Here is a 26,176-nt window from a genome sequence, read left to right on the forward strand (position 1 = left end):
CTACGGCAGGGTAAGCGGCCTGCGTTCAGCCGGGGTCTTCGTGAGCTGGTCGTCGTACCACTTCACCAGGGCCGGGACGAGCCCGGTGGGCAGTCGCACGCCGAGGAGGTTGTTGAGCTTGCTGGTGAGCTGCCTCCTGAACTCCTTCGAGGTGAGGCCGAAACTGCTGGTGAGTTCGGTGATGACCGCCCGCCGTGCGGCGGTCAGCGTGTGCCCGTTCAGAGCGGCCGCGACACCCGCCGCTCCGGTCGGTGCGGCGGCGGTCGACTGCTGCCGGGCATCGGTGCGCCAGTACACCTTGCGCCCGCCGATCTGCAGCTCGGCCCGCTCGTCGGCCGGCAGACCGTAGGTGAGGGGTATGGTGCTGCCCAACCTCTCACCCTCGCGCGTCTTCTTGGTGTAGGCGGCTTCCGAGGTGTCGGGGTAGGCGATGTAGCTGCGGATGTTCGGGTAGAGCCTGCGGAAGGTCGTGACCTGTGCCCGGCAGCTGGTGCAGGTTCCCTTGGTCGAGATGATGGCGACGCTGCCCGTGGGCGTGGGATTGGGTGTCCACACCTCCTGTGCGGCGTTCCAGGTCAGCGGAAAGCCCGCGTCCGCCAAGCGGTTGTACAGCTCCGCCAGCACCTTGACCTCGGCATCGTTCTTCTGTGTCTTGAGTCCGCTCTTCTCTCCCCACGCCTCGACCTCCTGCCAGGCGACGTTGTCGGTGTCGAGCCCACTCCAACTGGCCCCGTCCGAGCCGCTCTTCCGGGTCGTCGACAACCAGGCCTCCTGCTGTCCGAGCCGGAGGACCGCCGCCGCCCGGGTCTCCGTGTGGTCGGTGAACTGCTGCAGGACCTGAGGCGCCACCAGTGTCAGCAGTTCGCCCGCCTCGCGCACGTGGTCGCCCGTCGGCTCGAACGCTCCGAAGAGGGGCGCGCCCTCCTCGAAGAGGCTCAGGTCGGCGTGGCCCGGCAGCGGCCAGTCGTCGGCGTCCGTGGCGGACGAGCGGACCTGGGTGTCGGAGGTGAACCCGGACGGCAGCGGGTCCGGGTGCTCCTCCCCCACCACGCGCACCTTGCGCTGGCTCGGGTCGACCCAGCGCAGCTTGCCGTCCTCGCCGTGGACCAGGGCCAGGGCGTGGCCCTCCTGCTGGTCCGGGCGGACCAGCAGGACGGTCGCGAACGTGCCGGGGCCGGCCTCCTCGACCTTGTGCACCAGGTCGGCGAGGGCGTCGTCGCCGAGCCCGTGGTCCTGGGTCAGGCCGTGGAGCTTCTGCAGGGTCCAGGCCGGCCTGGGCTCCGGCACACCCTCCTTCGGGAGCGCGGCCGGGCGCCGGTTCCCGTAGTGCGTGTCGCGCAGGGCGCTGACCGTCTCCAGGCAGTGGTGCAGCGTGGCGCCGTCCTCGGCGAGGTCGTGCGGGTTGATCAGTTCGAGCAGCTTCTCGGTCGGCGGGTGGTAGCCCTCGCCGAGGTCGTCGAGGTACGTGTGCAGCTGCGCCTCCTGCTCCTCGGTCCAGCGCTTGAGGCCGCGGGCGTCGAGCGGGCCGTCGGTCAGCTCGTAGGCGCGGGTGTGCGGCCGCTTGGCGGGCGGCTCGTCGCTGTCGGGCTCCGGGTGCCGGCGGCCGGAGAGGATCTGCTCGATCAGGTCGACCGGGTCGACGGCGGCAACGGGGGCGACCGGCTCGGGCTCCGGCTCGGGTTCGGGCTCCGGCTCCGGCTCCGGCTCCGGACGGCCGGTGGTGGCCGGTGGGCCGGCCGAGAACTTCTGGCTGCCCCACAGCTCGCGGAGCTTCTCGCCCTCCTTGGCCGCGAGGTAGCCCTGCGGCTGCTTCTGGGGCTCCTCGGTCGGCTCGCCGCCCTCCTTGTCGAAGACCAGCCACGAGCCGTCCAGGGTCACCGCGGGCTTGCCGGCCGCGTTGATCCCCAGGGCGGCGGCGACCACGACGACGCCGTCGCCGGCCTCCTCCTCGCCCTTCGTGTTCAGCTTCGGCGCCCACCAGGCAGCCTGCTTGGCGACCCGGATGGTGGCGTGGATCCCGTACGTGTCGCTCAGCTGCTTCATCACCGCCCGCAGGTACTCGTGGTCCGGGGCGGCGCCCAGCCCGCACGAGACGAACTGCAGCTCGTCCTTGCCGTTCCAGTGATCGGCCTTCTTCAGCTGGACGATCAGGTCCACCAGATCGCCCTCGGTCATCGGCTTCCCGTCCTGGACCGGGCGGTGGGTCTCGGGGTCACCGTGGGCGGCCAGCAGGAAGCGGCCGGGACGGGACGGGAACCGACGGAGGATCGCCTCCAGGTCCGACCGGGTGGCGGCGGGCAGGTTCTTGTCGCCGATCCACCAGCCGTGCTGCTCGCCGGCGCTGTTGGACAGGTGGCTGCCGGAGTCGAGGAGGGGGTACTCGACGACCTCGCTCGGTGCGGGAGGGAGCTCGGGGCCCTCCGGGCTCTCGGGGTGCGCGGCGTCCTCGGCGTGCTCGTCGTCCTCGTCGTCCTCGAAGTGCTCGGCGAAGGTCAGCCCCTCGTCGTCCGACGGGTCGGGCTCGTCGAAGCCCAGGCCGCCGTAGTCCACCTCCTCCTCCACCACCGGCTCCGTCGGCTGGGGCTTGACGCGCTCCGCCCTCGTGGTGCTCAGCTCGCGCCGCTCCCGCTCCGACCGTGCCTGGACGAGCGTCCGGAACTTCTCCTGGATGCTGCGGGTGTCGTCGAACAGGCCCGTCAGCCCGGCGATCCTCTGCTCGTAGTCCTCGTTGTAGACGAAGCGGCGCCCGGCCGGCGTCGCCATGGTGCGCAGCTCGTTCCCCGTTGCGTCGACGAAGGAGAACGACCTGTCGAAGGTCGACTTGCCGGTCCGCCTGTTGCCCTCGGCGTCCAGGTAGCTGCTGGACCTGGTGTAGGAGGAGAAGTCGGCCTGGTAGTACTGGTGGAACTCGTGGAAGAAGCGCTGGATGTCCTGTGCCTGCTCCTCGGTCAGCTCCGCGGCCCGCGGGTCCTCGCCCCTGATCCGCAGGGTGCTCTGGGCGATGTAGCCGAAGGCCGTGTCCGCCGAGTGGTCGTTGCGCAGGAAAAACCCGATCGGGTCGGAGTCCACCAGCAGGGCGGCGGCCAGCAGTTGACGCTCGTCGGTCGACCGCAGGTGCTCGTCGGAACCCCAGTACTCCTCGTTCGGGTCCGACGGGCGCTCCTCGGCCCTCGGCTCGAACTCGGCGGTCCACAGGTGGCGCAGGTTCCTGATCATCTCGACCGAGCCGATGTGCTCGGGCTCCCGGTCGTGCGGAATCCTGGCGCCCTTCGGGGAGGGGAACATGTCCTTGGAGTTCTGCTTCTGGATGTCGTGGAAGAGGATCGCCTTGGCCATCACCTCCTGCGGGACGAAGCGCTTCGCAGCCGAGCCCTCGACGAGCTTGCGGTACTGGCCGAGCACCATCTGGGCGTGCGCGTGGAAGGTGTACTTCTCGCTGGCGGCGGCGATCTCGTCGTACTTGCGGACCAGGTGGGGGAAGTTCTCCGTGATCGTCCTGATCATCTCGGACGGATCCGCGCCCGCGTGCCAGCTCCGGGTCAGCTTCTCGCCCACCCACCACTGGAGGCTCCTCTCCTCCGGGAGGCGTTCCAACAGGGCGAGGTAGTCGGTCGGGCTGGACTCCCGGAGCACGTCGAAGCTCGCCTGCAGCTCGTCGAAGCCACGGGAGAGCAGTTCGCCGATGGCCGCCTGGTTCGCCCAGGGCTCCACCCGCTTCGTCATGAACTCGCTGATGCGGCCCCCTGGGTCCTCCGGGGTCATGTCCGGCAGATCGTTCTCCTCGAGGAACTTGTTGAGCTGCACCAGCCGGTTCGCGAACTGGTCGACGAATTTGGCCCCGTCCAGCAGCGCCTCGGGACGGCGATCCTCCGGCTCCTGATGGAACTGGCGCCAGGTCACCAGATGCAGACGCAGCGTCAGGGCGATCCTGTTCAGTTCGCCGGCCTTGATCTGGAACCCGGTGCCACTCAGCCACGGGTCCATGCCCTTCGGCGGAGGGAAGTCGAGCGTCGGCGCACCGACCGACTCGCGCAGCACGTTGATGTGCTGAACCCTGCCGTCCCTCGCGAACCTGTCGCCCTCGCCGGGCGGCGGCGGCGTCGTGTCGTCGTAGTGGTAGGTGACCAGGGACTTCGCCAGGGCGTTGGCGCTCAGCGCCCTCAGCGCCTCCCCACGGACTCCGAACTGGTTCTCCTCGCCACGGTGGTCCACATTGAACGGCCTCTCGAAGAGAGGTGAGCGGGTCTGCTCCTTGAGGCGCTTGGGCTCCTTGAGCAATTCGTCCGGTGTGTTCCAGCGCACGAACGCCAGCTGGTCCGCATTGGCTCCCGCATCGCGTGCCTGCCCGATCTTCCGCTCGTATTCGGCCTTCAGATCACCCAGGTTCGCGATCTGCTCGTCGCTCATCGGCCAGTTCCGGCGGTCGTCCTCGTGGATCGCGTGACCGAACACCTCGTGGTACGTCTGCAACGGCACGAGGTAGGAGCGGACCAGCGGCCGGGCGACCTCCTCCTCCGGCTGCCGCACCCCGTTCTTCGTCTCCGGCGCCTGGGCGCGGTACTTCTCGGCCCACTTCATCGCCCGCAACGGACTGCCGGCACCGATCCAGAAGACCCCGTCGCCGTCCCCCGGCGAGATCAGGATCCGTCCGGACGCGGGGTCCTGATGGACGTCCTTGTGATCGGAGGTCGCCAGACCGGTCTCAGGGTCGACGTCCGCGAGCGCTCCCTCGCGCTTGAAGATCGTGGTGTACAGCCGGACGTACGGGGCACCGTCCGGGCCGGGCTCCGTTTCGACCACACCCCGGTACACGACCGAGGCAAGCTCCGCCTCACGCCGCAGGGTCTCGGGAGGGAGCGTCCCCGGAACGCGCTGGAACGCGAATCCGCCGGGCTTCCCCTCGATGGACGGCTTGAACAGGACCTGGTCGGCCAGCGGGCGGTTGGGCCCGAGGTGCCGTCCCCCGGGAACGGCGAGCTGCCTCTCCTCCTCGGCGGTCGGGGGACGGCCGTGCTCGGGATCCTCGTCATCGGACCCCAGCGTGAACCTCGCCCGGCCCGGGAGCTTGGCCAGCTCCTCCGCCGTCGCGTGTCCGTACCCCTCGGGCAGCTGCTGGCCGACCACGCGCGGCGCCTGCCCCGGGCCGTCGAACTCCAACCACTGACCACCCTCGGTGATCGCCGGACGCCCGTCCGGACCGAACCCGACCGCCTTCGCCGAGACCAGATGCCCCGGCGCATCCGGCAGCACCCTGCCCGACCCGTCCACCTTCGGCACGAACCAGACCGTCTCCGTCGCCGCCCGCGCCGACGCGTGGATCCCGTACTCGGCGAGCTTCTCCAACACCTTCGGCACATAACTGCGCGCACCGGTCAGACCCAGACCGCAGGAGACGAACTCGATCCGGTCGGTGCCGTTCCACACCTTGTCGTCGAACCACTTCTTCAGCAGCCCGGCGAACTCCTCCGCACTGATCGGCCGCCCGTCGCGCACCGGCAACCCCGTACGCGGATCGGTGTGCACCGCGACCGTGAACACACCCTCCCGCACCGGCAGATGCGCCAACGCCGCACGCACCGCCGCATCCGCCTCCGGCGAACCCGTGGAGCTGCGGATCCACCGACCGTGCGCCGCACCACCGAGATCCGACAACGGCACGTCCTCGTGCGCGATGTGCGCGATCTGCGCGATCTGCGCGACAGGCTCGACGTGCTCGACGACGGGCGCGAGCAGCGAGACCGGCTCCGACTTCTCGGAGAGCCGCCAGCCGTCCCGGTCGCCGACCGGGGCCGGCACGTCGTGCTGCGGCTGGAGCAAGTGCGCGACGCTCGACGGGAGTTCGACCACGGTGGTGGTCCCGTCGTTCGCCACCTTGGTCCGGGTCACGCCCTTGACCAGCGCGCGCAGGTCCTCGCGCCCGGCCAGGTAGTGCAGCGCGGCGTGCCAGATCTGCTCGGGGTGCGGGTGCTGCGCGATCGCCTCGTGGACCTGGGTCAGGTGCAGATCGCCGTTGCGGTCGAACAGGTCGCGGACCAGGGTGTGCACCACCCGCTGGGTGAACTCCAGCGTCTCCTGGGCCGACCACTCGCGCGGCAGCTCGGTGTGCTCGGGGTGCGGCCGGCTGCTGTCGGACTCCACGGTGATCTTCGTCCGGTCCAGCGCGGGCAGGTCGGCGGCGCTCCTGTAGCCGAGCTTCCTGGCCACCGGCGCGAGCCCGGGCGCCTCGTGGTCCAACTCGGTCTGCGTCTTGCGGTAGTTCGCCCGGATCTCGTCCCGCAGCCCCAGGAGGTACGGGTGCCCCTTGGGCGCGACGAAGGCGGAGTCGCCGAAGGTGGCCGCCTCGCCGTTCTCACCGGCCCCGGCGTGCACGGCGAAGCCGGCCTCGGTGCCCCCGACCTCGTAGAGGTCGTCCAACGAGAGGATCTGGTTCTCGCCGTCGCTGTAGAGACCGCCGAACTCCTCGCCGATCACCACCCGGAACGCGCCGCTGGCCGCCGCCCTGCCCGCCCCGGTCTGCTTGGCCAGCTCGGTCAGCACCTCGTCGTGCAGGCTCATCGGCCGCTCGCTGTGGAACACCTCGAACGGGTTGACCAAACGGATGTCGCCCTCGTCGGCCCACTGGAGCATCCTCCAGGCGTCGGCCAGCTGCGGGTCCTGCGGCGCCTCGGTCAGGTCGCGGACGGCCGCGAAGTGCTCGCGCGGCACGTCGGTCCACAGGACGAACGCGGCCTCGTCCTTGAAGTACTTCGCCGACTCCCCGTACCCGTGCCAGAAGGTGGCCGAGGCCCCCTGCTCGCGGAACGGGCCGAACCAGACCGCGTGCACCATCAGCGGGATCTGCACCCGCGCGGAGGCCGGCTCGGGCGCGTCGGCACTCGGCGCCCACCGGGTGTCCTCGCGGTCGTGGACGCTGCTGAAGGTGCCGGGCTGCTTCTGCCAGGCCGGCGAGGCCGGATCCATCCGCGTGGGGTCGACGTCATGGCGCATGTCCATCGCGTCCATCAAGGGCGTGAGCTGATCTGCCGTCAGATCGCGGTAGTCGTACGCCTTTCCGGTCGCCGGGTCGGTCATGAACTCCGGTGCCGGACGCGGCTGCAGGATCCCGAACAGGTCGACGCCGATCGGCCCCGGCTGCTGCGGGAGCTCCCGGAGGTCCGGCACCGTGCTGGTGTCGCCGAGGTCCGCCAGCAGCTCGTGGCCGCCCTGGTAGGGCACCGACAGGTCGCGCTGCGGCAGGCCGAAGTGGGCGGCCCCCGGCAGCCCGCCGTTGCCCGGACCGCCGTTGCCCGGACCGCCGAACGGGCCCGGGTCGAACGGGGGGTTGCCGTCGCCGAGGTTCAGGTCGCCGAAGAGCAGGTTCTCCAGGTGCTGGACCTCGGGCTGCGGGTTGGCGTTGCCCAGGCCCAGGTCCCCGAAGAGCAGGTTCGCGAGGTCGTCGAATCCGGGCTGGGCAACGGCGTTGACGTCACCGGCCTGCGCCGGCTCGTGCGGCTGCCAGTTCTGGAGGGCGGCTTGCGCATGCTGCTCCCAGAGGGCATCGAGCTGCGCCCGCTCCTGCCGCCTGCGCTCGGCCTCCGCCGCGTGCTCCTCGGCCGTCTGCACGCCCGAGGTCCGGAAGAAAGCGTTGGCGGCCCGCAGGTCCGCCTCCGGTTGTGCGTGCTGACCGAGCGCCGGCCTGGTGTACGTGTGCCGCTCGGCCGTGAAGACGATCGGCACGTCGTAGGGGTACCCGGCATGAGGATCGATGTGCATCCCCAGGCCGGCAGCGGCCTGGAGGAAGCCGAGCGCCTCGTGGTAGCTCTCCCCGACCCGCTGCACCGCCTCGTCCGGCCGGATGCCCATGAGGGAGAGCCACTCGTGCGTGGTCAGCGGGCGGTCGGCGACCGACGGGTCGATCACCATCTCCACCAGCTGCCCGGCCTCCTCCACGTGGATCACCACGGCGACGTGGTACCGCCAGACGACCGGCAGGGGGACGCCCTGGAAAGCGTCGCGGGCGTTCTCGGACTGCACCTGCAGCGCGGACCCGTCGGAGCGCATGTGGTTGGCGAAGATCTTCTTGTTGGCGATGCCCAGCTTGGTGAGGTGCATGGCCATCAGGTGGGCCCGGTCGGCGCAGCCGGTCTCCGGGTGGTCGTACGGAACCTGGATGGAGTCACCGGTCCGGCTGGTGAACTGCAGCTGCGCCAACTGCCGGAACAGGTCCTCGGCCTGCGCCCGGGTCTGGGTCTGCCGCTCCAGCGCCTCGCTGCCCAGCAGGTACGAGTGCAGGAACGGCGCCTCGGGCAGGTTGGCCCGGGCGTGCTCGGAGAGCGAGGTGTGGTGCAGGCCCTGGTAGGTGTCGGCGAGCCGCCACAGCACCGGCAGGTCGCGCCGCAACGGGCGGATCAGCCCGAGCAGTTCGCGCTGGTTGCGGTTGCCGATCGCGGTCCGCACCCGCTGGGCCAGCGCCACGAACTCCTCGTGCGTGGACGGCACTTCCCGCAGCCCGCCGAGGGCGAAGGTCTGCGTCATCCCGAGCAGGTCGGAGACGGCCTGCCGCGCCGCGTCGGGGCCCGCTCCCAACCGGCCGCTCTGCGCCGCCTCGAAGAGCGTCGCCGTGAGCGAGGACCCGAACTCCTGCCGGTAGCGCCGCTCCAGCGCGGCGACGTTCCTCGGGTCACCGTCCAGGCTGTCCAACAGCACGTGGACGGCGGTCGGGTTGAGCTGCGCGGCCGTCAACTGCCGGTGCAGCTCGGCCGCGAGGTCCCGTACGGCGCCGGGCAGCATGCCCCGCACCTCGGCCACCGGATGCTGCTGCACGGGGGCGGCGGGCCCATTGGCGGCCGGCGGCTCCACCCGGAACACCGAGGTGCCGGGGATCGGCGCCGGCGGCATCTGCGCCGCCTCGTGGGTGAGTTCGTGGTCACCGGGCGCCGGCGTGTCACCGACGGTCGCCGACGGCCGGCTCGTGGACGTCAGCGGGTGGTCGCGCAGCGGGGCGCCGTCCTCGCTGAGTGTCTCGATCTCGCTCAGGTAGCGGTGCGGAACGGCCTTGGTGAGCGGGGTGAGGACGTCCGCCATCAATCCGGTCCGCTCGGACTTCGCCGCGGTGTTGCGGAACAGCGAGGTGCTGCTGCGGTACTCGTCCCGCAGACCCGCGTAGTGCAGCAGCTCGTGCAGCACCACCGCATTGCTGTGCTTGAGGTCCAGGTGACGCTGATCGGCCCGAGCCGGGCGGCCCGTGACGGGCGACACCGGCGCATCGGTCAGCTCGATCGCCTCCCGGTGCGCCGGGACGTGGCTGAAAGCCACCTCGAAGTGCACCTGATCACCCGAACGCGGCAGCGCATGACCGACGTTGAGGTGCCGGTCGAGCAGGTCACGGGCCCGCTGCTGGAAGCCCTCCAGCTGGTCGTGCGACATGCCCGTGCCGTACTTCACCGGCAGGTGGAACGAGACCACCCGCACCCAGCGCCCGTCGTCCGCCTGGATCCGGCGCACCGTGTTACGGACGTACACCATCCGGCCGTCGAGCAGACCCGGCCGACGGTTCTCGAACGGCTTGTCCGACGGAGCGAACCGCTCGGTGTGCCGCACCACAGCCGGCGCCGAACCACGCCGGTGCTGCCACTGGTCGACGGTGACCGGGTGCTCGACCGGCTGCGCCCACCGCGAAGGCTCGTGCGCGGCCACCAGATCGTGCAGCGTGCCCGACAGGTTCTCCGGAACGTACAGGCCCTCGGACCGCTCCGGCTGCTCGGGCTGCTGCGCGGAATCGTGCATGGACTCGTCCATGGACGAGTCCATGGAGCCGCCCCCACCCATGAAGAAGTCCAGCGGATCGGTGCCCGAGGGCCCTGCGGTGTTCCCCGCGCCGAGAAGCTGATCCCCCGGCAGCGAGCCGGTGACACCGAGGAACGCCGCCATCTCGGCTTCCGACATCAGAGCGTTGGTGCCCACGTCGGAGAACTCCCCCCCGGGCAGGAAGGCACCATTGGTGAGAAGCGCATCGAACTCGGCATCCGACATCTGAGTGCTGGTGCCCGCGCCGAGGAGCTCGCCCCCGGACAACAGGCCAGTGCTGTCGAAGAGCGCCGCAAGCTCGGCATCCGACATCACCACGTTGAAGTCGACGCCCCCCTGTTCGATCCCTTCCATCGACTCGCCGGCCACCGGCTGAGGAGCGTCGTGGTTGGTGAGCGTGATGTGCGGTGGCTCGAACGTGGCACTGGTGGTGATGGTCGGCCGCACGCCTGCAGCAAGATCCGACTCCGAGCTGAGCTTCCGCACAAAGATGCCGTCGGCGTTGTACAGCGCCGAGACGATCGGCTTCACAGGGGCGGTGTTGTGGAAGACATCCACGGTGGCATGCGACGGCGGATCGTCGGCGGTCCTGCCTTGGAGGTTGGTGACGACGCGGGCCGGCCGCATGCGCGCGCCGAGGCTGTCGTAGACCGTGACGGCCGTGGTGAACGATCGCAGGTGCTCACCGGCGGGGCCGAAGAACGTGACGGTGGTGGGCGTCGTCGGGTGGAGGGGCTCGCCGAGGGGGCCGAAGAGCGTGGCCCTGGCAGCGGGCGGCAGGAGGTCCCCAGAGCCGGCGACCGGCTGCAGGGCCCTGCTGTTGCTGTCGTGGAGCACCGGGGCCAGCCCCTGTTGCTGGGCCGGCACCTCCAGCGGCTGGCCCGGCTGCTGAGTCGGCTGCGGCTGCGGCTGCGGCTGCTCATCGTGACTGTAGAGCTCGACCGTGCTGGCGACCGGCTCTCCGGCACCGCCGCCGCGCTCGTACAGCGTGATGGCTGTGGCTTCCAGCCGCAGCGGGTTGCCGAAGCGGTCGAGGAGCTTGGAGGTGCTGTTGTTCGGCGGGATGACGGCGTCTCGCACCGCCCTTCTGACCTTCGTCTCCTGTGCGTGCTCCAGCGTGGTCGCGCGGTACTTCGTCCGGCTGTCGTCGTTGGTGGCCAGCTCGATCTTGTCGAACAGACGGGGGATGTTGTCTCCGTCGAAGACCCAGACCCCCGGCCGGTTGTAGATCTGGCTCTCGGTGGTGCAGACGACCGCCCGGTTGAGGGGGTACCCCTGGTGGGTCCCATCCGGATGGTTCGTATAGAGATCCATCAGGGCGCGGCCCGTGTCGTCGAAGGACTCGCCGATCCGGTCGTACATCGTCTCCGTCAGGCCCATGGACGTCAGCCAGGTAGCCGTGGGCACCGGGCCTTCGGGATGGATCGACGGATCGAACACCATCTCCGTGGTGGCTTCCTGGCCCTCGCTGCCGGCCGGCCGGCCCTCCTCCCGCACCCGGACGGCCACGGCGACGTGGTAGCCCCAGTTGAGCTCCGCGCGCATGCCCGGAAGCGCGCTCCGGGCGTTCGCGGACTCCACCCTGAGCGACTGCTTCGGCGCTGCGGGCGTACCGGTCCAGTAGGTGACGAAGATCTTCTTGTTGAAGACACCCAGACTGTTGAGGTGCGTGGCCATCTGGTGCGCCCGGTTGAAGCAGCCGTCCTCGGGGTGGTCGAACGGGACCGTCAGTCCCAGCTCGGGTACGCCCGCGATGGTCTCCGGTCGCAGCTCGGTGAACCGGCGGGCGAAGATCTCCTGGAACAGCTCATTGGCTCGTTCGTGGGTCACGACCCGCTGTGGAACCGGCCGCTGCTCGCCGGCGGCCGGGGGGTTGCTCTGGTCGGCGGACTGCTGCTGCTCGTGCTGCCCGGCCGGGGGCTGGACGTGCTGAGCGTCCGGCGGTTGTTCGTTGTGGGGCGCGGCAGGCTCGTTCACGGAGCTGCCGGGGGTCGAATCCGGCGGCATCTGCGCCGCCTCGTGGGTGAGTTCGTGGTCGCCGGGCGCCGGCGTGTCACCGACGGTCGCCGACGGCCGGCCCGTGGACGTCAGCGGATGGTCGCGCAGCGGGGCGCCGTCCTCGCTGAGCGTCTCGATCTCGCTCAGGTAGCGGTGCGGGATCCCCTGGCCGAGCGGGCTGAGGACGTCCGCCATCAACCCGGTCCGCTGCGACTTCGCCGCCGTATTGCGGAACAGCGAGGTGCTGCTGCGGTACTCGTCCCGCAGACCCGCGTAGTGCAGCAGCTCGTGCAGCACCACCGCATTGCTGTGCTTGAGGTCCAGGTGACGCTGATCGGCCCGAGCCGGGCGGCCCGTGACGGGCGACACCGGCGCATCGGTCAGCTCGATCGCCTCCCGGTGCGCCGGGACGTGGCTGAAAGCCACCTCGAAGTACACCTGATCACCCGAACGCGGCAGCACATGACCGACGTTGAGGTGCCGGTCGAGCAGGTCACGGGCCCGCTGCTGGAAGCCCTCCAGCTGGTCGTGCGACATGCCCGTGCCGTACTTCACCGGCAGGTGGAACGAGACCACCCGCACCCAGCGCCCGTCGTCCGCCTGGATCCGCCGCACCGTGTTACGGACGTACACCATCCGGCCGTTCAGATAACCCGCCGGGTGCTTCTCGAACGGCTTGTCCGAGGGAGCGAACCGCTCGGTGTGCCGCACCACAGCCGGCGCCGAACCACGCCGGTGCTGCCACTGATCCACCGTGACCGGCTTCTCCACCGGCTGCGCCCACCGCGAAGGCTCGTGCGCGGCCACCAGATCGTGCAACGTGCCCGACACGTTCCCGGGCAGGTACAGGCCCTCGGACCGCTCCGGCTGCTCGGGCTGCTGCGCGGAATCGTGCGAGAACTCGTGCGTGGACCCGTGCGTGGACTGGTCGGTGGACTGGTCGGTGGGCTGGTTCGTGGACTCGTGCGTGGAACCGCCCCCGCTGGTGAAGAAGTCCAGCGGATCGGTGCCCGCGATCCCCACGTTGTTCCCCGTGCCGAGGAGCTGGTCCCCGGGCAGCGGGCCGGTGGCAGCGAAGAACGCCGCCATCTCGGCTTCCGACATCAGAGCGTTGGTGCCCACGCCGTAGAACTCGCCCCCGGGCAGGAAAGTACTGTTGTCGAAGAGCGCATCGATCTCGTCGGCCGACATCACCACGTTGGTGTCGAAGAGCGCGACGGGCGGCGCCGCCATGGTCGTGTCCTCACCGGGCAGCTGAGCCGGAGGCTGCGGGACGCCCCCCTGTTCGATCCCTTCCATCGACTCGCCGGCCATCGGCTGGGGAGCGTTGGGGTCGAAGGCCGAGATCATCGGTGGCTCGAACACGACGTTGGTGGAGAGGGTCGTCGGCAGGTTCTCGGCGGTGTTCGATCCCGCGGGATCCGACCCCGTGGGGAGCCTGCGCAGGAACTTGTCGTCGGCGCCGTACAGCGCCGAGGCGATCGGCTTCACCGTGATGCCGTTGCGGAAGACATCGACGGTGGCGTACGACGGCGGACCGTCGGCGGACTCGCCGTGCAGGCTGGTGATGGCGCCGGTCGGCAGCAGGGGCTCGCCGGAGCGGCCGTAGAACGTGACGACCGTGGTGACCGACCGCAGGGGCCGGCCGTTGCCGTCGAGGATCGTGACGGTGGTCGGGGTCGTCGGCTTGAGCGGCTCGCCGTGGGGGCCGTGCAGCGTGGCCCTGACCGTGGCCGGCAGCAGGTCCTCGCTGACGGCGGTCGGCGGCAGGATCCTCCGGTTGCTGACGTCGATCACCTGGGCCGTTGCCGCGTGCTCGACCGGCTCGCCGTGGACGTAGAGCGCGACCGTGCTGGCGACCGGCTCCTCGTGGGCCGACGACGCATCGGGAACACCGCGCTCGTACAGCGTGGTGGCGGTCGCGACCAGCCTCAGCGGGTTGCCGTAGTGGTCGACGAGCCTGGGGGTGCTCGTCTCCGGCACTCCCACCGGTCGTGCGGTGCGGCCCTCCGGCGCCGTGACGGCCTGGCGCACCGCCCTTCGGACGCTCGCCTCCTGCGCGTGCTGCAGCGTGGTGTCGCGGTACTCCGTCCGCTTCTGGTCGTTGGTGGACAGGTCGATCGGGTCGAACGGCAGGTTGGCCCCGTTGTAGGGCCACATCCCCGGCCGGTTGTAGATGTGGCTCTCGCTGGTGAGGAGGATCCCCCGGTTGAGGGGGTATCCCTGGTGGAGTTCACCCGGGGGGCTCGTCTGATCGAGACCGACCAGGTACTGGCTCGCCTCGCTGAACGACTCGCCGATCCGGTCGTACATCCCGGGGGCGAGGCCCATGGACTGCAGCCAGCTCTCGGTGGGCACCGGGCCTTCGGGGTGGATCGACGGGTCGAAGACCATCTCCTTCCCGGTGTCCTCGCCCCCGGCGCTCTGACCCTCGGTACTCTGGCCCTCGGTGCTCTGACCCTCGGGAGTCTGGCCCTCCTCCCGCACCCGGACGGCCACCGCGACGTGGTAGCCCCAGTTGACCTCCGCGGGCATGCCCGGGAGCGCGGTCCGGGCGTTCCCGGAACGCACCATGAGGGACTGCTTCGGCGCTGCGGGCGTACCGGTCCAGTACGTGATGAAGATCTTCTTGTTGGCGATGCCCAGGCTGTTGAGGTGCATGGCCATCTGGTGCGCCCGGTTGAAGCAGCCGTCCTCGGGGTGGTCGAACGGGACCGTCAGTCCCGACTCGGGCACCCCGGCGATGCTCTCCGGTCGCAGCTCGATGAACCGGCGGGCGAAGATCTCCTGGAACGCGTCGCGGGCGCGCTGCTCCGTCACGACCTGCTCCAGCACCGGCTGCTGCGGCTCGGCGGGCGGCTGCGCGGCAGGCTGCTGCTCGGCGGGCGGCTGCTGCTCGTGCTGCTGCTCGTGCTGCCCGGCCGGGGGCTGCTCGTGGTGGGGAGCGGCAGGCGGGTTCGCCGAGGAGCCGGAGGGCGACTCCTCGGGCATCGGCGCCGCGGGGTGGGTGGGCTCGTGCTCGCCGGGCGCCGGCGTGTCGCCGACCGTCGGGAGTGACTGCTCCTCGCGGGTGGTCAGGGGGTGGTCGCGCAACGGCGCGCCGTCCTCGCTGAGCGTCTCGATCTCGCTCAGGTAGCGGTGCGGGAGAGCCTTGGTGAGCGGGGTGAGGACGTCCGCCATCAACCCGGTCCGCTCGGACTTCGCCGCCGTGTTGCGGAACAGCGAGGTGCTGCTGCGGTACTCGTCCCGCAGGCCCGCGTAGTGCAGCAGCTCGTGCAGCACCACCGCATTGCTGTGCTTGAGGTCCAGGTGGAGCTGGTCGGCCCGGCCCGGGCGGCCGGTGACGGGCGACACCGGCGCGTCGGTCAGCTCGATCGCCTCGCCGTGCCCGGGGGCGTGGCTGAAGCTCACCTCGAAGTGCACCTGGTCGCCCGAACGCGGCAGCACGTGGCCGATGTTGAGGTGCCGGTCGAGCAGGTCACGGGCCCGCTGCTGGAAGCCCTCCAACTGCTCGTGCGTCATGCCGGTGCCGTACTTCACCGGCAGGTGGAAGGAGACCACCCGCACCCAGCGCCCGTCGTCCGCCTGGATCCGGCGCACCGTGTTACGGACGTACACCATCCGGCCGTCGAGCAGACCCGGCCGACGGTTCTCGAACGGCTTGTCCGACGGAGCGAACCGCTCGGTGTGCCGCACCACCGCCGGCGCCGAACCACGCCGATGCTGCCACTGGTCGACGGTGACCGGATGCTCCACCGGCTGCGCCCACCGCGAATCCTGCTCCGCGGCGACCAGGTCGTGCAGGGTGCCCGACAGGTTCTCCGGAACGTACAGGCTCTCGGTGTGGTCGGGTGCGGGCGCGCCGGGGTGCGTGACCTGGGTCAGCTGGTGCTGGTCGGTCGTGTCGGTCCTGACGACCGGCTCCAAGGGCTGGCCGGTGCTGTCGAGGCCAACGGTGGGGCCGATCGCGAGCCCACCGGTCCCGTCGTACACGACCGTGGCCGCGACCGGGAGCGGGTTGCCGTTGTGCTGCAACTGGATCACGGCGTCCGTCGGGTCGCCGGTGTCGAGCGCGAAGTTGACGGTGGTGCTGGTGGTGCCGGCCGGCTGGATGACCTGGCTGTTCCGGTCGAGGACCGTCACGGCCGTGGTGACCGTGAGGATCGGGTTGCCCTGGTCGTCCAGCAGCGTGCGGCTGGTGTGCGTCACCGGGGGCTGGCCCTGCGCTCCCCAGAGGACGGCGCTGGCCCTCATCGGCAGTAGGCCGGCGAAGGGGTCCTGAGCGGTGTGGACCGGGATCAGTGGCTGACCGTTGCTGCTGAGCAGCGTCTGCGTCGGCCCCAAGTCGTGGCTGTAGAGCGCGACCGTGCTGGCGGCCGGCTGCGTGTGGTCTGTGGTGTGCGGGTAGAGCGTGGACCTGACCGTGACCAACCGCAGCGGATTGCCGTGCTGATCGAGGAGCTGACGGGTGGTGTGCGGTCCTGGCACGGTGACGGCCTGCCGCAGCTGGGCGAGGCGCGGGACCTCCAGTGCGTGGTCCGTCACCTCCGTGCGGTAGTCCATGAAGCGGGTGAAGAACGCCGGCTCGTGCAGCCTGATCGCCGGGTACGGCTGGCCGTTGTTGTCGTACTCCGGCGCGAGGTAGACGTCGCTCTCGGTGGTGCAGACGACCGCCCTGTTGAGGGGGTAGCTCCGTACGGTCGGCTGGCCCGCGTAGCGCGTGCCCAGGTTCTGGAGCGCCTCGTTGAAGGACTCGCCGATCCGGTCGTACGTCCCCGGGGTGACACCCATCGACTGCAGCCACTCGTCCGTGGTCACCAGGTGGGTGGAGTTGATCGACGGATCGACGACCATCTCCCTGGGGACGGTCGAGCCGTGCTCCAGCACCTGGACGACCACCGCGACGTGGTAGCCCCAGTTGATCGGGCCCGGCCAGCCCGGGAGCGCGGTGCGGCTGAGGTCGGACGACACCGCGAGGGCCTCGGAGTAGTTCGTCGGCGTACCGGTCCGGTAGGTGACGAAGATCTTCTTGCACTGGACGCCCTGGGCATCGAGGTGCAGGGCCATCTGGTGCGCCCGGTTGTAGCACCCGTCGTCGGGGTGGTCGAAGGAGATCGGCAAGTCGGCTTCGTTGACGGCGAAGGGGTCCGGGGGTGGCGCGGTGGCGGCCCGGGCCACGAGGTCGTGGAACAGCGTGTCGGCCTGCTGACGGCTGATCGCGAACCGGACGGCGCCCGGCATCGGGGCGGTGATCCGGTGCTCGGGGACCTCCGGGTAGCGCGCGGCGCCGGTGTCCTCCGGCAGGCGCGGGCCGAGCTTCTCCGGCGTCGCGGCACCGTGGCTGATCCTGAGCCAGTTGCCGCCCTCCGTGATCACCGGACGACCGGCGGCGGTGAGCCCGACCTTGGCGGTCACCAGCAGGTGGCCGTTGACCCCGCGGTCGGCCGCGCCCTGCTCGGTGAGCGCGTCGCTGAACCAGACCGGACCGTCGGCCGCGTACGCCACGGCCTTGGTCAGGCCCGCGTCCCACAGGTGCTGCATGACCTCCTGGGCGTACCCGCCGTTCAGCTCCGAGTTGAGGTCGCAGGCGACGAAGCGCAGCGGCTTGTCCTCGTCCCAGAGGCCTTCGTCGCGGAGCCTGAGCAACTCGCGGGCGATGTCCATGGGTGCCAGTGCGGCGTGGTCCAGCACGGGCAGGCCGTCGACCGTGTGCATGGCGAGGGTGAGGTACTTGTCGGCGTCCGGGAACCGGCCGAACACCTCGCGGGTCAGGTGGTTCCAGTCGCCGTGCCGGGTGCCGATCCAGTAGGTGTGCGGCTGCTGGGGGATCGCGCCCAGGTCGGTCGCCCGGGGAGCCTCGTGGTTCCAGGCCTGCCGCACCTCCTGCCGGGTCACGGCGTGGCCCGGGCGCTTGAGGGTGTCGACCAGCCCGACCAGCCGGTCGAGGTCGCGGGGCGCGACCGGGTGCGTCTCCGCCGAGCCGTTCAGCCGGCGGACGTAGCGCTCCAGGTCGGCCTTGGTGAGCTGGTGGTCGGCGTCGAGCCCCAGCTCCTCACGGGCCAGGTCGGCAGTACGGCGCACCTTGGTGAGCTCGTCCAGGGTCACCCGCTCGGGCGTTCCGGTCAGCTCCAGGGTGAGCTTGGCGGTGCGCCAGGCGTGCTCGGTCGCCGCGCGGCGGGCCTCGGGCCCGGCGATCAGGTCGGTGACCTGACCGGCGAGCCCGCGCCGGTGGTCGGCACCGATGTGCTCGGCCAGCGGCCACAGGTCCTCGTGGGTCTTCAGCTCGGGCACGTTGGCGAGCTTGGTCAGCACCTCGTGCAACGCCTGGTTCTCGTCACCGTCGTGCGGGAACGGCGGCGGCGGGGGCGTCGACTCGGTGGCGACGACCACCTCGAACGGATCCGTCCGCTGCTGCCCGTGCGGCGCGGACAGCTCGAAGGAGGCGCCCGGCTTGATCAGGACCTCCTTCTCGCCCGCGCTGACCGAGAACGGCTCGATGTCGTAGGCGCTGCCGCCGCCCTTCAGCTCGAACTGGATCAGCACCTTGTGGGTGGTGGGGAGTTGCTTGCGGCCGTTCGCGAAGCTCTCGGCCACCGAGCGGTCGGTGCTGGTGCTGAGGAAGTCGCGGTTGACCAGCCTGCTGCTCAGCAGCCGGCCGCTGAACGCCGAGTCCCGCCGCAGCCAGCCGCGGTCGCCGCGCCACAGCGGCTGCGACACCGGCGGCAGCTTCTCCAGCGACTCCTTGATCAGCTCGGTGTGGACCAGCAGCTCCCGCTCGATCTCGGGGACCAGCTTCGGTATCGCCAGCGCAAGTTGAGTCTTCTGCTCGAGCGTCCGGTTCCTCGGCTGGGTGTTGTTCAGCAGTGCCTTGAGGGTCGGGTTCTCCTTGAGGATGGAGGGCACCTGATTCAGCAGCTTGTCGTCCAGCAGGCTCTTGGCCTGGAACGCCAGCGCGGCCTGCCGGGTGGCCGGGCCGTGCCGCAGCAGCACGTTGATCAGCGGGAAGGTCGGCCCGGTGTAGACGGCCAGCGCCTCGAAGTGCGCCACCGTCAGCTTGTCCAGGAGTTCGGCGGCCGTCAGGTTGTTGTGGGCCAGCCAGTCGGTGACGCCCTGCTTCACGTCGGGATCGCCGTCGCGCGCGGCCTCGAACTGCTGCCGGTTCTGCCGGGCCTTGACCATCTTGTCGTCGAAGTAACCGCCCTGCTCACGAGGGGTGTTGACCAGGGCGTCGTAGCCGTGCTCGTGCGGCAGCATGCCCTCCACCGCCACCTGCTCCCGCACCTCCTGCTGCGAGACGCCCGGGATGTGCTGGTACATCGTCGCCGCGTCCGCCAGCGCGTGCGGCGGCAGCGGCGGCAGCTCGTCCAGCAGTTCGGCGCCCTTGAGGATCTCGTACAGCGAGTGGTCACCGACCGGCAGCATCCATCCGATCAGCGCGAGCAGCATCTCCTGCGAGCTGGTGTTCTCGACCTTGAGCAGCTTGAAGGCGTTCAGCATCTTCGCCGTGGTGGCCGAGATGCCGGTGCTCAGCGCCATGCCCTTGTCGTCGTGGGCCCCGGCGTACCAGCCGGTCTTGTCGTTGAGCCGGTAGAGGTCCGCGCCGGCCTGCCACTGCAGCCCGACCCGGCCGTCGGGCCCGGTCTGGAACGCCGCTTCGCGCGAACTCAGCGGCATACCGCGCCGGTTGAGCTCGTCGACGGTCAGGGTGTTGAGCGCGTCCTCCCGCCGGACCCGGGCCTTCAGGCTGCTCAGGTACTCCGCGGCGTTCTTCAGCGGCGCATCGCCCTGCTTGATGACGCCCGCGGTGGCGAAGAAGTCCTTCTGCGCCATCGTGCCGACGCCGGGCAGCTTCTCCAGGGTGGCGCGCAGCCCGCCGTTGAGGAAGTCCGACTGCGCACGCACCTCGTGCAGGTCCAGCCCCATGGCGCTGGCGCGCGCCTCGTCGTTCTTCGCCAGGACGTCCAGCAGGACGGCCTTGAGGCCGAGCGGCGAGTCCTTGGCGTAGGCCGCGTTGAAGAACGCGGTCATCAGCTCCCTGGGGTTGCCGTTCCGCAGCATCTCGTGGAACTGCTCCAGGGACAGGTTCTCACCGACCTGTCCGGCCGAGCCCTTGTCGTCCTTGAGGAAGACCTGGGCGACCTGCGCCTCGTCCAGCTCCGGATGGGCGGCCTTCAGCGCCTCGAAGAGCCGGCGCACGCTGTTGCCGGCCGCCTGCCGGGCCTTCGGGTGCCGGAACGCGAATGCGCCGAGGCTCTCCTCGAACTCCTTGGCGTGCGCCGCATAGTGGTCGTTCGCGTAGAGCGGCTGCTTGGGCAGGCCGAACACCGTCGCCCCGCCCTCCGGGATGGGGCGCACGATCTGCTGGGCACCGGTGGCCTGCTCGTGCGGCTCGACCGGCAGGTCGGTCGCCGTCAGCCTGGCGTCCCGGCCCGCGGGCAGCGTGATCCGCCGGAAGTGCCCGTCCGGGGTGACCACCGGGTGGCCGGCCGCGTCGAAGCCGACCGCCGAGCCCACCAGCATCCGGCTCCGGCCGTCCGGTGTGTGCTCCGGCCTGATCACCCAGAGCTGTCCGGCGGGCGCCAGCGACTCCAGCGCCATGTCGGGGCGCCGCTTGTGGATCTCCTTCAGCACCGAGGCGGCGAAGGAGGCCTCGGCATGCGGCTCGGTGCGCGGGGTGTCCGGTGCACCGGCCGGGCGCCGGGTGTCGCTGGTGCCCGCGTCACAGCCCAGCAGCCGCAGCGGGCGGCCGTCCCAGACGCCCCGGTCGTGGAGGTCGAGCAGCACGTCGGCCAGCTCCGCCGCCGACACCGGGCGGCCTTCCCAGGTCGGGCCGCCGTGGCCGCTCGTGCTGTGGTACGCGAGGGTGAACGAGTCGGGGTCCGGCGTGATGTGGGCGAGCGCCTCCTCGATCTCCCGCCGGCTGCGCAGGGTGCTCTCGCTCTCGTCCCCCTTCAGCGGCTCGATCGGCCAGTGCACGTCGGCCGGCCCGTGGCCGGTCGCCAGGGCGCGGGCCATGTCCGCGACCCGGGCGACGCCGCTGTGGTTCTCCGGGGTGAAGAAGACCTGCCGGTCGCTCGCCACCACGGTCGGCGTGGTGTCCGCCTTCGGGATCTCCAGCTCGACCGGGACCAGGCCGCGCTCGACCCACTCCTTGTCGCCCTTCTTGAAGGTCAGCTCGACCTGCGCGCTGCCCTCGTAGCGGATCATCTCGGTCGGGATCTTCGCGCCGGCCACCACCTTGCCGCCGGTGCCCTCGCTCGCCCCCTCGCGCCCGCGGTGGCTCAGACCGGCACTGGCCGTCGCGGTGACGTCGTAGCCGCCCCGCAGTTCGCTCTGCGCCCCGAACTGCAGCTGGCCGCTCTCCTGCTGCCAGTCCAGGCGGATGTGCCGCGCACCGCCCGAGCTCTCGTTCGCCGGGCTCAGGGCGGCCTTCTTGTTCTCGCCCTGGTAGTCCAGGTGGACGACCTTGAAGGTCGCCTTGACGCTCAGGTCGTCGACGAGCCGGCGGTGACCCGAGGAGGGCGTCGAGAAGGTCGTGCCGAACCGGGCCGAGAGCTGGGCGTGGCTGTGCGAGTTCCGGGTCAGCGCCTCGATCGACTTCCAGTCCCGGCGGCCGAAGGCGCGCGGGCCGTAGTTCCTCATCAGGTCCCGCACGCCGGAGGAGTCCTGGATCCAGCGCAGCACGTCCACGTCCCGCAGGCCGTGGGTGAAGACCCCCGACGGCGGCGCGTACACGGTCTTCTGCGGCACCGGCTGCTGCTCGGTGAGCGCGGTGTGCTCGGTCGCGGGAGCGTGCTCGGTGGTCGGGGCGTGCTCGGTGGTCGGGGTGTGCTCGACCGGCAGCCGGTACCGGCCGGACTCGGCCAGCACCTTGACGCCGACCTCGACCCTGGCGTGGTACTGCTGGTAGAAGCCGATCCGCGCGACGACGCCCTTGCCGGCGTCGAGCACCCTCTTGAACGGGCTCGCCTGCTCGGACTCGCCCCGGGAGCGCTCGGCCTGCCACCTGCGCGCCCAGCCCGGCAGCACCTTGTCGGGGCTCGCCACCTTCACCAGCGGGCTGCGCTCGATGCGGACCTTCAGCCGGACCGTGCCGTCCAGGGCATCGGCCGCCAGCTTGGCCTTGACGGCCGTGCCGGTGCTGGACGACCCGCTCTGCTGGTCCAGGTGGTCGACGCCCCGGGCACCGGTCACGCTGACGCCGCCGGTCAGCGCCGTGCCGGTGCCCAGCGGGTCGCTGGTGCCCAGCAGGGCCACGGTGATCGCGTTCGCGTGGCCGCCGCCGGTGTTGGTCGCGCCGTCCGAGCTGGTGAGCGAAGTCTGGGCGCTGGTCCCGGTGTTGAACTCGACCTCGGGGGCGTCGCCCTCGTGGGTCAGGGTGGCCAGCTCGGCCGAGACCCACGCCTTGGCGCCGTTGTGCGTCACCAGGATCTCGTGGCCCGACATCATCGGCTTGAGCAGCGCGTGCAGCCGCTCGAAGTCCAGCTCCGCCGCCAGCTTCGTCTTCATCCCCGGCCAGTCGAAGCCGAGGACCTTCTTCCCCCAGGTGTCCATCCGGTCGATGACCGCGTCCACCTGGCGCTGCCCGGGGCGCACCTCGGTGAGCGGGACGACGCTGGTCACGATGTCGGAGGAGCCGAGCCGGCCGCCCCGCGCGTCGATCAGGTTCGGCGCTGCCGGCGGTTCGGGCTGCCCCGCGGCGACCGCCGCCTGCGCCGCCCGCTCCGCCTCCCGCTGCGCCTCGTCCCGGACCACGTCGCGGTGCGGCACCGCGACCACGGCCGGCACATCGACGTCCGGCGGCTTGGGCAGGGCCCGGCTCAGCCGCTTGGGCCGGAAGGTGATGTCGAACTTCGCGTTCCCGTCGAAGAGATCGGCCGCTTCGACGCTCTTGCCACGGCTCCCGGTGCCGCCGGTCCGGTCGACGCTCAGCCCCCGCACCGAGTCCGTCGTGCGGGCGTACTCGCCGCTGGCCGTCAGGTGCCAGCCGTTGCCCTTGACCGCGATCTTCATCTTGGTGCGGGTGAGCTTGTCCCAGGTGAATCCGGCCGAGGTGCGCTGCTGGCCGCCCAGCTCGAACTCGAAGCCCGTCACGGACTCCTGGTGCGCGAAGCGGTCCAGCCTGGCCTTCACCACCACGTCGCCGTGCCAGCCGCCGTAGTCGACGGGGACGCGGATGTCCCCGCCCCGGCTCAGCCGGGACAGCGCCGACTTGAGCGCGAACGGGTCGAGCCGCTGGGCGAGGTCCCCGGCCAGCTCCGCCGGCACCCTCCCGAGCTGGTCGGTCAGGGTGTTCTTCACCGCGGCGAGCACCTTGTGGCCGCCGTTGCCCAGGCTGACCAGCACGTCGGAGTGGTCCAGCCGGCCGCCCGCCAGCCGCTTCGGAGCGTTCGGCGCCTGCACCGACGACGTGTCGGACTGCTGGTCGGACTGCTGCTCAGCATGCTCCCCGACGTGCTGGTCGGACTGCTCCTCCGCCTGCTCCTCGGTCCGCCGGGCCGGGCCGGTGAAGACGCCGCCCGCGCCCTGGTCGTTCGCACCCTCCGGGTGGTTGTGGGTGAGCTTCTGCTCCAGGCCGAGCTCGGCCCGGAGCTCGATCGGGTCCACCGGCGCGGTGCGGTCGCCGTGGCTGAACGTCAGCTCCAGCTCGACCTTGGAGTCGAAGAGCTCCTGCGGACTGCGGAACTTGCCGCTCGCGTAGCTCTTGGTGGACTCGCCGTCCCGCCAGCCGTCGCGGTCGCGGACCTCGCGGCTGACCGTGGGGCTGATCTGCAGGCTGTCCTTCAGCGCCTTCCCGTGGATGTCCCTGAGCTCCTCCTCCTGCTTCAGCGGGATCTTGCCGCCGCCCTGCACCTGGACGCTCTTGGTGTCGGAGAGCAGGCGACGGGAGGACTGGAAGATGCTGCTCTCGCGCACCGTGTTCAGGTCGGCCAGCTCCTGGGGCCGCTTGTGCGCCATCTCCGTCACCTTGGCGACCAGCGAGATGTGCACGTTCCTCAGCGGTCCGGCCGTCACCTCGGGGGTGTGCAGCGAGACCTTGCGGGTCATCGCGGTCAGGTGGGCGGAGACGGAGGAGTGCGAGAAGGTCTGCAGGACCTCACCGCGGATCTCCCGCCAGCGCTTCTCGCCGAGCAGCTCCCGCCCGGCCCGGTCCAACTGGGTGTGCAGCGGGGAGATGTCGCGCAGGTCGCGGACGGTGGTGGTGTCGGGCAGACCCGTGGTGTCCGGGTCCTCGCTCCAGACCTCGTCCGGCGGGCTCGGGTACTCGACGGTGGTCTCGGACTCGGAGATCGACTCGGAGACCGACTCGGAGACCGACTCGGAGACGGAGCTGGAGTCGGACTCGGTGGTGGCCGCGGGCCCGGACGGGTGGAGGGGGGTCAGCTCGATCTCGTCGGGCGCCGTCTCGTGCTGGGTCGCCTCGGGAACCTCGGGGACCATGGGCGCCTCTGGCGCCTCGGGAACCTCGAAGACGGGCGGCCGCGAGCGCTCCCGGGTCAGCGGGTCGGTGGTGATCGCCACCTCCTGCGCCTCTGCCCGGTCGACCACGGCCCGGAAGCCCAGGCCGGCCAGCGCCGTCTCCTCCTTGACGGAGCCGACGCGCGTGGTCTGCCGGAACTCGATCTGCAGCCTCGCCTCGCCCTGGTAGACGACGGCGGGCGACTTGAGCTTGGTGGTGAGCGCCAGGTCGTCGCCGGTGCCCTTCAGGTCGACCTTGTCCCGGCCGAACCGCAGGCCGCCGCTGCCGCCGCCGTAGCCCGCCTTCGCGGCGCCGTTGCCGGTGCCGGGGAACGGCAGCTGCAGGCTGTCGCTGTCGGTGGCCTGCTTCGCCTGCGAACGGGAGGTCGCGGTACCGATGGTGAACTCGGTGGTCGGCAGGTTGTCCACCTGCTGCATCTTCGCGACGGTGGCCCGCTTGAAGGTGATCACGGAGCTGGGACGGTTGAGCCCGCCCGACTCGGCGGACCGCTCCTGCCCCGGCAGCAGGTTCTTGACGTCCCGGGCCAACTGGCTCACGCCGCTCCTGCTGACCAGCGCGGGGCCGACCAGTTCGACGGAGTGCTCCTGGCCCGACATCAGGCCCTTGAGCTCCTGGTGCAGCGTGACCAGGTCGACCTCGTCAACCAGCTTGGCCCTGAGGTCGGGCCACTCGCTGCCGAAGAACTCCCGGGCCTGCTCGTCGAACTGCGCGACGAAGTCGTCGAACTGATGCTGCGGCGCCCCCTCGCCAGGGGCCGCGGTCACGGGCGTCTCGGCCGGGTCCTTGAGGACCCAGACGTCACTGACGATGTGCGAACCGGCCAGCCGGTGCTGCTCGACGACCTGCGTGGGGACCGTGAAGTGCTGGTCGAGGACCTTCGGCTCGCTGCCGGTCTCCCGGACCGGAACGGCCACCTGACCGGTGAGCTCCAGCGGATCCTGGTGGGTCACCGCCACGGGACGGTCGACCCCGAAGTGCTTGGCGTCGCGGAACTCCACCGCGAGGTTGAACCTGGTCCGGAAGAGCGCGGCCGGCTCGACGGTCTTGCCCCGGGCGATGGTCCGGCTGGCGTCGACGCTGCTCTTGCCGCGCATCCAGCCGTGCTGGTAGGCGAGCGCCTCGGTGAGGTCACCGTTGCTGCCGAACTTGAACTTCGCCTGCCCGCCCAGGCTCAACTGCCAGAGCGTGTCACCGGTGATGCCCACCGAGGACTGGTGCTCCGTGCCGTACTCGAACTCGAACTTGTCGACCGTCTCCAGGTACTCGCCGCCCTCGACCGAGGCCCGGACCCGGACGGTGCCCGACCAGTTGCCGGCCGAGAACGGCACCTCCCAGGCATCGCCGCGGGAGAGCGCGGACAACTTCGGCTGCAGGGTGTCGCTGCCGAACAGGTACTCGGCCAGGGTCCGCGCGGCCGGCTCGTCGCCGTGCAGCGCCTGGGAGAACCGCTGGGTGAGCTGGTCGATGACGGCCTCGTCGTGGTCCAGACCGCGCAGCACGTCATAGGCGGCCAGGTGGTGGTCCGCGAACCGCTGAGGAGCCTCGGGGCCGGTCGGCCGCTCCGGGGCCGGGGCGTGCGGGGGGACGAGGGTGGGGGCGGGGGCGACGACCAGCTCGGTGATCTCGTCGTGCTGGGGCTGGTGGGTGACCTGCTGCTGGGCGACCTGGTCGTGCTGGGGCTGCTGGGCGACCTGCTCCTGGGTGACCTGCTCCTGCTGGGTGACCGGCTCGTCCTGCTGCTGCGTGACGTGCTGGTCCGGCTCCTGCTCCTGCTGCTGCTCGGTGACCTGCTGCTGGGCCTCCTCGACGACCTCCCGGTGCTCCTGCTCGGCCTCCTCGTGCTGCTGGACGGCCTGCTGCTGCTCGGCGACCAGCTCCTGCTCGTGCTCCGGCTCGTGCTGCTGCTCCGAC

1 protein-coding gene (only partly in view) is annotated in these 26,176 nt (G+C 70.8%); it reads right to left on the minus strand.

All coding sequences use genetic code 11. The features are described from left to right. Positions 1 to 26,176, minus strand: partial view of a protein-glutamine glutaminase family protein gene (locus tag OG294_RS12265; protein WP_327066509.1) — the 3' portion only. The gene runs 8,981 nt beyond the window's last position; only the last 26,176 of its 35,157 coding nucleotides appear in the window; its start codon lies off the right edge, out of view; its stop codon occupies positions 1 to 3.

Source organism: Kitasatospora sp. NBC_01302, from assembly GCF_035976515.1.
Lineage (GTDB): Bacteria > Actinomycetota > Actinomycetes > Streptomycetales > Streptomycetaceae > Kitasatospora.